Annotated in this window: 5 protein-coding genes; all 5 read right to left on the minus strand. The window is 70.4% G+C overall.

The window, feature by feature from the left end:
- Positions 1–1,613: potassium-transporting ATPase subunit KdpB (gene kdpB / locus ACZ6EM_RS18870; RefSeq protein ID WP_465772799.1), on the minus strand; the 1,613-nt coding region annotated here is incomplete at its 3' end.
- A complete protein-coding gene (kdpA, locus tag ACZ6EM_RS18875) occupies positions 1,613–3,277 on the minus strand; it encodes a potassium-transporting ATPase subunit KdpA (RefSeq protein WP_359897559.1) in 1,665 nt (554 codons plus the stop codon). The genes kdpB and kdpA, both read right to left, overlap by 1 nt.
- A 1-nt stretch (position 3,278) precedes the next feature.
- Positions 3,279–3,368 (minus strand): K(+)-transporting ATPase subunit F, encoded by a 90-nt coding sequence (kdpF, locus tag ACZ6EM_RS18880; protein WP_097237446.1) that lies wholly within the window; start codon positions 3,366–3,368, stop codon positions 3,279–3,281.
- Between the two features lie 523 nt (positions 3,369–3,891).
- On the minus strand, positions 3,892–5,721 hold the full coding sequence (locus tag ACZ6EM_RS18885) for an APC family permease (protein ID WP_465772800.1): 1,830 nt from the start codon (positions 5,719–5,721) through the stop codon (positions 3,892–3,894).
- Between the two features lie 839 nt (positions 5,722–6,560).
- Positions 6,561–7,641 (minus strand): tetratricopeptide repeat protein (locus ACZ6EM_RS18890; protein ID WP_465772801.1); only part of this gene is annotated, 1,081 nt, incomplete at its 5' end.

Raw genomic sequence — 7,641 nt, forward strand, 5'->3', positions numbered from 1 at the left:
CCGGTCATCGCGACCAGCTTGCCGCCCTCCTGCTCCTTCTTGATCAGGGCCATCTTGTCCTCGGGCGTGGCCTCGGCGAGGAAGTCGTCCACGCCGGCCTCCTCCGCGATCGCCTTGGCGGTCAGCGGATTGTCGCCCGTGATCATGATGGTCTTGATGCCCATCCGGCGGAGCTCGTCGAAGCGCTCCCGCATGCCCTCCTTGACCACGTCCTTGAGGTGGATGACCCCGAGGACGCGGGCCGGCCCGCTGCCGACCTTGGTGGCCACGACCAGCGGGGTGCCACCGGCCGCGGAGATGCCGTCGACCAGGGTGGCGACCTCGTCGCCGACCGAACCGCCGTTCTCGGTCACCCAGTTGGAGACCGAGCCGGCCGCGCCCTTGCGGACCTGGTGGACGCCCTCGGCCTCGTCCAGGTCCACCCCCGACATCCGGGTCTGGGCGGTGAACGGCACCCAGGTGGCGTGGGTCAGCTCGCCCTGGGCACGGGCCCGCAGACCGTACTCGGTCTTCGCGAGGACCACGATCGAGCGGCCCTCCGGGGTCTCGTCCGCGAGCGAGGAGAGCTGCGCGGCGCTGGCCAGTTCGTCGGTGGACACGCCCGGGGCGGCCAGGAACTCGGCGGCCTGGCGGTTGCCCAGGGTGATGGTGCCGGTCTTGTCGAGCAGCAGGGTGTTGACGTCGCCGGCGGCCTCGACGGCGCGGCCGGACATCGCCAGCACGTTGCGCTGCACCAGCCGGTCCATGCCGGCGATGCCGATCGCGGAGAGCAGCGCGCCGATGGTGGTCGGGATGAGCGCCACGATCAGGGCGACCAGGACGATCATCGACTGCGGGGCGCCCGCGTAGGTGGCCATCGGCTGGAGGGTCACGACCGCGACCAGGAAGACGATGGTCAGCGAGGCCAGCAGGATGTTGAGCGCGATCTCGTTCGGCGTCTTCTGCCGGGCGGCACCCTCGACCAGGGCGATCATCCGGTCGATGAACGACTTGCCGGGCTCCGAGGCGATCTTCACCACGATCCGGTCGGACAGCACCTTGGTGCCGCCGGTGACGGCACTGCGATCGCCGCCGGACTCGCGGATGACGGGCGCGGACTCGCCGGTGATCGCCGACTCGTCGACGCTGGCGACGCCCTCGACCACGTCACCGTCGCCGGGGATGATCTGGCCGGCCTCGACCACCACGTGGTCGCCGAGCCTCAGCGCGGTGCCGGGCACCTCCTCCTCGGCCCGGGTGGCGGGCCAGTCGGTGAGCCGGCGGGCGACGCTCTCGGTCTTGGTCTTGCGCAGGGTGTCGGCCTGGGCCTTGCCGCGGCCCTCGGCCACGGCCTCGGCCAGGTTCGCGAACACCGTGGTGAGCCAGAGCCAGACGGTGATGGCCCAGGCGAACACGGACGGGTCGGCTATCGCGGAGACCGTGGTGACCACCGAGCCGACCTCGACGACGAACATCACCGGGTTCTTGATCATCACCCGGGGGTCGAGCTTCTTCACCGCGTCCGGCAGGGACGCGAGGATCAGCTTCGGGTCGAGCAGGCCGCTCGCCACTCTGTGCGGCGCGGCGGGCTCCGACTTGTCGGCCGGTGCGGGGTTGAGCGTAGAGGTGGACATCAGGAGGACAGACCTTCCGCGATCGGCCCGAGAGCCAGGGCCGGGAAGTAGGTGAGGCCGACGACGATCAGGATCACGCCCGACAGCAGGCCCACGAACAGCGGCTTGTGGGTGGGCAGGGTGCCCGGGGTGGCCGGGACCGGCTGCTGCTGGGCGAGCGAGCCGGCCAGCGCCAGGACGAAGACGATCGGCAGCAGACGACCGAAGATCATCGCCAGACCGAGCGCGGTGTCGTACCAGTCGGTGTTGACGGTGATGCCGCCGAAGGCCGAACCGTTGTTGTTGGCGGCCGAGGTGAAGGCGTACAGCACCTCGGAGAAGCCGTGGGCGCCCGAGTTGAGCATCCCGGCGCGCTCGCCCGGCAGGGCCATCGCCACGCCCGTGCCGACCAGCACGATCGTCGGCGTGGTGAGGATGTACAGCGAGGCGAACTTCATCTCCCGGCCGCCGAGCTTCTTGCCCAGGTACTCGGGGGTGCGGCCGACCATCAGGCCGGCGACGAACACCGCGACGACCGCGAGCACCAGCATCCCGTACAGGCCGGAGCCCACACCGCCGGGCGCGATCTCGCCCAGCATCATGTTGAAGACCGTCAGCCCGCCGCCGAACGGCGTGTACGAGTCGTGGAAGGAGTTCACCGCACCGGTCGAGGTCAGCGTGGTCGAGGCGGCGAACAGCGAGCTGGCGGCGATGCCGAAGCGCTGCTCCTTGCCCTCCATCGCGGCGCCCGCGGCCTGCAGGGCGCTGCCCTGGTGCTGCGACTCGGCGAAGGTCAGCAGGGCCACCGAGGCGACCCAGAACAGGCCCATCACGGCGACGATCGCGTAGCCCTGGCGGTTGTCCCCCACCATCCGGCCGAAGGTCCGCGGCAGCGCGAACGGGATCAGCAGGATCAGGAAGATCTCGACCAGGTTGGTGAAGCCGGTCGGGTTCTCGAACGGGTGCGCCGAGTTGGCGTTGAAGAAGCCGCCGCCGTTGGTGCCGAGCAGCTTGATGACCTCCTGGGAGGCCACCGGGCCGCCCGGGATCTTCTGGACGTCACCCGCGAGGTTGGTGACCTCGTGGAAGCCGTGGAAGTTCTGGATCACGCCGTTGGCGGCCAGGACCAGGGCGAAGACGATCGAGATCGGCAGCAGCAGGCGCAGGCTGATCCGGGTGAGGTCCACCCAGAAGTTGCCGACCCGGTCCGTCCTGTTGCGGGTGAAGCCCCGGATCAGCGCGGCGACGACGGCGATGCCGACGGCCGCGGAGACGAAGTTCTGCACCGCCAGGCCCGCCATCTGCGCCAGGTGGCCCATCGCGGACTCGCCGCCGTAGGACTGCCAGTTGGTGTTGGCGACGAACGAGATCGCGGTGTTCCAGGCCTGGTGGCCCTCCATCTGCGGAACGCCCAGGTTCAGCAGCAGGTAGCCCTGGAGGCGGATCAGGCCGTAGAGGAAGAGGACGGAGACGGCGGAGAAGGCCAGCACCGAGCGGAGATAGGCCGGCCAGCGCTGATCGGCGTCGCCGTCGACGCCGATCACCTTGTAGATGCCGCGCTCGACTCCGAGGTGCTTGGCGGACGTGAGGAGCTTGGCGATGTAGTCGCCGAGGGGGCGGTAGCACAGGGCCAGCGCGCCGACGAGGGCGATGACCTGGAGCCAGCCCGCGAGAGTGGAGCTCATGTCAGAACTTCTCCGGGTAGATCAGCGCGACGACGAGATAGCCGACGAGGGCGACGGCCACGATCAGACCAGCGATGTTCTCGGCGCTCACAGCTTCTCCACCCCCCGCGCGATCAGGGCGATGACGGCGAACACGGCGACCGTGACACCGACGTAGATGAGATCGGACATGGGCTCCACCAGAGTGGTTCGGGAGATGCCGCGACCTGGGCCGGAAGGGCTCGCGCGGCGCCGGCGGACGACCGGCAGATGCAGCAAACCAGCCGTCAGGGGCGCGTTATGGGGCCCTGACGCCCTCCATACGGGTGACGGCGCGACGTTGACGCGGCCTTGACGGGCGCTTCACCGGACCGAGACCGTCGTGATCGGGCCGAGATCCGGCGGGGGCGGGCGGCGGTGCGGCGGCGGTCCTCGTCGGTACTCGTCGGGCCTCGCCGTGCGTCGTCGGGCGTCGTCGGGCGTCGCCGTGCCTCGCCGTGCCTCGCCGTGCCTCGCCGTGCCTCGCCGTGCCTCGCCGTGCCTCGCCGTGCGGGGAACGTGCCGGGACCGTGCCGGGAAACGGAGCGGCCCCGGACGGCGGTCTGCCGTCCGGGGCCGTCCTCCCCCGCTCCTGGTCACATCCGCATGCGCAGCCGGCAGACCACCGCGTCGGTGTGCCGCCGCAGGGCACGGTCGATCACGGCGCCGCGCCGGTTCTGCAGCGCCCGCTGCCACCAGCGGGCCGGCTCCACCTCGGGGATCAGCACGGTCAGCCGGTCGTAGGCGTGCTCCGCCCCCAGCTCGTTGACGAAGTCGGCGATCGGCCGGCCCAGCCGGCGGTGGACGTCCGGGATCTCCACCAGCGGCACGCCCGGACGCCACAGCTCCCAGTCCCGGCGCAGCGCCTCCGCGGCGGCCGGCTCGTGCACCACCGTCACCGCCATCACCTCGTCGCCGAGCGAGAGCGCCGCCGACAGGCCGTCCCGGGTCAGCCGGGTGATCGCGGTCACCGGGACGACGACCAGGCTGCGCTGCCTGGTCACCGGGCCGGGCACCCGGCCCAGCTCCAGCCGCTCGCCGATCCGCGCGTAGCTGCGGTGGACCGCCTCGAACAGCACCACCAGCAGCGGCAGCGCCACCACGATGCCCCAGGCGCCCTCGGTGAACTTAGTGCCGGTGACGACCAGCGCCGCGACGCCGGTGAGCAGCGCGCCGAAACCGTTCAGCGCGGCCTTCCACCGCCAGCCGGACGGCCGGTGCAGCAGCCAGTGCCGGACCATGCCGACCTGACAGACGGTGAAGCCGACGAACACGCCGATGGAGAACAGCGGCACCAGGCTGTTGACGTCCCCGCCGGAGCCGACCAGGAGCACCGCCGACACCGCGGCCAGGAACAGCACGCCGTACCGGTACACCTGGCGGTCGGCGCGCAGCGCGAACACGTGCGGGAGGTGGTTGTCCCGGGCGAGCAGGTCGAGCAGCACCGGCAGCCCGCCGAAGGAGGTGTTGGCGGCGAGCCCGAGCAGCACCACGGTGGCGAACTGGACGACGTAGAAGCCGAACCCGTGGCCGAGCGAGGCGTCGGCGAGCTGGGCGAGCACCGTGACGCCCTCGACCGGCTGGAGGTGGAAGCGGCCGATCAGCACGGCCAGCCCGATCAGCATCACGCCGAGCAGGGCACCGAGCGCGACCTCGGTGTGCTGGGCGCGCCTGACCCGCGGGGTGCGGAAGGAGGGGACGGCATTGGCCACCGCCTCCACGCCGGTCAGCGCGGAGCAGCCGGCCGCGAAGGCCTTGAGCAGCAGCAGCGCGCCGACGGCGGTGGCGTTCTCGGCGAGCGCCGAGGCGTGGCCGGCGGCGGCCGCGGTGCTGGCCGGGCCGTCCCGGAACAGCCCGACCACGACGATCGCCAGGATGGAGAGCACGAAGACGGCGGTCGGCGCCATGAACCAGCGCGCCGACTCGGCGATCCCGCGCAGGTTCACCGCGGTGACCAGCGCGAGCACGCCCAGGCAGAGCCAGACCCGGTCGTCGTACAGGCCCGGGACGGCCGAGGTGAGCGCGGCGACGCCGGCGGTGACCGAGACCGCGACGTTCAGGACGTAGTCGACGACCAGCGAGGCGGCCGCGGTCAGCGCGGTCCGGCGGCCCAGGTGCGCCTTGGCCACCGCGTAGGAGCCGCCGCCGTCCGGGAAGGCCGCGATCACCTGCCGGTAGGAGGCGACCAGCACCGCCAGCAGCAGGGCGATCGCGGCGGTGACCGGCAGCGTGAAGCCCAGTCCGTACGCCCCGGCGGCGGCGAGCACCAGCACGATCGACTCCGGCCCGTACGCGACCGAGGCCATGGCGTCCAGCGAGAGCGCGGCCAGCCCGCCGAGCGCGCTGAGCCGGTGCCGCTCGTCGCCCGTACCGGTGTCCGGCGGCTCGGGTTCGGCCGTCACGGCCGGGGTGGTGGCGCTGGACATCGGACGGACCTCCGCAGTCGGTAGTTGGTCCGATCCTGCGGTCCGCGCACCCGCCGCCCCGGCGGGCCCTACGCGTTCCTGACGCCGCCACGAGCGGCCTTGACGCGCCCTTGACGCGGCGGCCGCGCCGCGCCGGCCCCGTCCGGTGGCTGTTGGCGGGGGTGGGGCGAGCCGTTGTCCCGGCGGTCGCCGGCTGGGAAGACGATCAGCTCTGTCGAAGGACTCCCACCCCCGGCCCCCACTCTGCTGCCTGCCACCCGTAATTGCAAGCAATGTGCAATAAGTAGCCCGACCGGCCCCGCCCCCGCGGAACCGCCGGAACACGACGAAAAGCCCCCGATCCGCGTTTCCGCAGATCGGGGGCTGTTTCTCTATCCTGTGGCTGGTGCAGGGTTCGAACCTGCGTAGCTTGCGCGACAGATTTACAGGCCGCCGACCAGGGGCGCTCTGACCTGGCAACTCTTGCCCACGGACCGGATCTGGTCCGCCACCGGTCCGGATCATGGTCCGAGCGACCCTCAATCGGACCACCTTGAGAGCGCGCCGAAGGGCCGGGGGCGGACTGCGACTTCGCTACTCGCCCCGCCCCCGGCCCTTCGTGTTTCACGTCACACCTCGACGCGCCACCCGCCGAGCGCCGCCAGTGCCCCGGCCCCACGCCTCACTCACGGTCATGCGGGCAGGCCACGTGCCCACGTGAACCTGCGCGCTCGCAGCGGGGCTCCATCTCGGCAACTACGGCTCAGGTGACGGGCATCCTCGAAGCCGGATGCTCGCAGTCCGTAACTCAACTTGAGGTTTATGACTGCCCTATGGACCTGACGAAGGACGGTCGGTGTTCACGAAGCAGTGGAGGGTTTGTCTCGTTCGTAGATCGCGTTGGCGAGGTTGTTGCGACTGATCAGGGTATTGGGGTGAGTGTCACCGAGAACCTGTTCATGCTGGGCGAGGTTGGCCTCGAACAGGGGGATGGCACGCTCAAGGTCCCCAGCCGCCTGGTAGGCGCCGGCAAGGTTGTTGCGACTGATCAGAGTTTTGGGGTGAGTGTCACCCAGGGTCTGTTCATGCTGGGCGAGGGTGGCCTCGAACAGGGGGATGGCACGCTCAAGGTCCCCAGCCGCCTGGTAGGCGCCGGCAAGGTTGCCGCGACTGGCCAGGGTGTTGGGGTGAGTGTCACCGAGAACCTGTTCGCGCTGGGCGAGGGTGGCCTCGTGCAGGGGGATAGCTCGCTCAAGGTCCCCAGCCGCCTGGTAGGCGTCGGCGAGGTTGTTGCGACTGATCAGAGTTTTGGGGTGGGTGTCGCCCAGAGTCTGTTCGCGCTGGGCGAGGGTGGCCTCGTACAGGGGGATAGCTCGCTCAAGGTCCCCAGCCGCCTGGTAGGCGCCGGCAAGGTTGTTGCGACTCATGAGGGTGTCAGGGTGAGTGTCACCGAGAACCTGTTCGCGCTGGGCAAGGGTGGCCTCGTACAGGGGGATAGCTCGCTCGAAGTCCCCAGCCGCCTGGTAGGCGTAGGCGAGGTTGCCGCGACTGATCAGGGTGTCGGGGTGAGTGTCACCGAGAACCTGTTCGCATTGGGCGAGGGTGGCCTCGTGCCGGGGGATAGCTCGCTCAAGGTCCCCAGCCGCCTGGTAGGCGCCGGCAAGGTTGTTGCGACTCATGAGGGTATCGGGGTGAGTGTCACCGAGAACCTGTTCGCGCTGGGCGAGGGTGGCCTCGTGCAGGAGAATGGCACGCTCAAGGTCCCCAGCCGCCTGGTAGGCGCCGGCAAGGTTGCCGCGACTGGCCAGGGTGTTGGGGTGAGTGTCACCGAGAACCTGTTCGCATTGGGCGATCATGGTCTCGAACAGGAGGATGGCACGCTCGAAGTCCCCAGCCGCCTGGTAGGCGCCGGCAAGGTTGTTGCGACTGGCCAGGGTATTG

It is taken from the genome of Kitasatospora sp. NPDC041917 (genome assembly GCF_055589745.1).

Coding starts and splice junctions, on each gene's coding strand:
- ACZ6EM_RS18885 (WP_465772800.1), bottom strand. CDS start 5,721: ATGTCCAGCGCCACCACCCCGGCCGTGACGGCCGAACCCGAGCCGCCG.
- kdpA (WP_359897559.1), bottom strand. CDS start 3,277: ATGAGCTCCACTCTCGCGGGCTGGCTCCAGGTCATCGCCCTCGTCGGC.